Source organism: Saccharopolyspora tripterygii, assembly GCF_054778355.1.
The window spans coordinates 1-1,745 of the sequence record NZ_BAAGZP010000070.1 but is presented as its reverse complement, the minus strand read 5'-3'; the positions used below and the strand labels follow the sequence as shown (position 1 = coordinate 1,745).

The following is a 1,745-nucleotide window of genomic DNA, read 5'->3' as shown; positions in this document are numbered from 1 at the left end:
CTCGGCCTATCAGCACCGGTCAGCTCCACACATTACTGTGCTTCCACATCCGGCCTGTCAACCCGGTCATCTACCGGGGGCCTTAACCCACAAAGGGGTGGGAGACCTCATCTAGGAACAGGCTTCCCGCTTAGATGCTTTCAGCGGTTATCCCTCCCGAACATAGCCAACCAGCCGTGCTCTTGGCAGAACAACTGGCACACCAGAGGTTCGTCCGTCCCGGTCCTCTCGTACTAGGGACAGCCTTCCGCAAGTCTCCTACGCGCGCGGCGGATAGGGACCGAACTGTCTCACGACGTTCTAAACCCAGCTCGCGTGCCGCTTTAATGGGCGAACAGCCCAACCCTTGGGACCAACTCCAGCCCCAGGATGCGACGAGCCGACATCGAGGTGCCAAACCATGCCGTCGATATGGACTCTTGGGCAAGATCAGCCTGTTATCCCCGGGGTACCTTTTATCCGTTGAGCGACACCGCTTCCACCAGCCAGTGCCGGATCACTAGTCCCTGCTTTCGCACCTGCTCGACCCGTCAGTCTCACAGTCAAGCTCCCTTATACACTTACACTCAACACCTGATTGCCAACCAGGCTGAGGGAACCTTTGGGCGCCTCCGTTACCCTTTAGGAGGCAACCGCCCCAGTTAAACTACCCACCAGGCACTGTCCCCGATCCGGATCACGGACCCGAGTTAGATGCCCGGAACGACCAGAGTGGTATTTCACCAACGACTCCACCACCACTAGCGTGATAGCTTCCCAGTCTCCCACCTATCCTACACAAGCCGAACCAAACACCAATACCAAGCTATAGTAAAGGTCCCGGGGTCTTTCCGTCCTGCCGCGCGAAACGAGCATCTTTACTCGTACTGCAATTTCACCGGGCCTGTGGTCGAGACAGCGGAGAAGTCGTTACGCCATTCGTGCAGGTCGGAACTTACCCGACAAGGAATTTCGCTACCTTAGGATGGTTATAGTTACCACCGCCGTTTACTGGCGCTTAAATTCTCCGCTACACCCCAAAGGGCTTTACGGGTCCTCTTAACGTTCCAGCACCGGGCAGGCGTCAGTCCATATACATCGCCTTACAGCTTCGCATGGACCTGTGTTTTTAGTAAACAGTCGCTTCTCCCTGGCCTCTGCGACCACCACCAGCTCCCACCGCAAGGGCGTTCACCAGCAGTGGCCCCCCTTCTCCCAAAGTTACGGGGGCAATTTGCCGAATTCCTTAACCACAGTTCACCCGACCGCCTCGGTATTCTCTACCTGACCACCTGTGTCGGTTTCGGGTACGGGCCGTGCACACACTCGCTAGAGGCTTTTCTCGGCAGCATGGGATCACTCACATCACCACAACGGCTACGCATCACCTCTCACCCACAAGATGTGCGGATTTACCTACACACCGGGCTACAGGCTTACACCAGTACAACCAATCACTGGCAGAGCTACCCTCCTGCGTCACCCCATCACTTGACTACTATCCCATCGGGTCCCATGCACTCACCGCTTCACCCGAAGGATCCACAACTCGCGGATGGTTAGCATCAAAGAATTCATCATGGACGCGTGCACACGGGTACGGGAATATCAACCCGTTATCCATCGACTACGCCTGTCGGCCTCGCCTTAGGCCCCGACTCACCCTGGGCGGACGAACCTTCCCCAGGAACCCTTGGTCATCCGGCGGAAGAGATTCTCACTCTTCACTCGCTACTCATGCCTGCATTCTCACTCCCACACAATCC

Annotated in this window: 1 rRNA gene; it reads right to left on the bottom strand. The window is 56.8% G+C overall.

Going from position 1 to position 1,745, the window contains the following annotated elements:
• Nucleotide 1: 1 nt before the first annotated feature.
• A 23S ribosomal RNA gene (locus tag ACYVF3_RS32565) occupies nt 2–1,745 on the bottom strand; the annotation flags it as partial.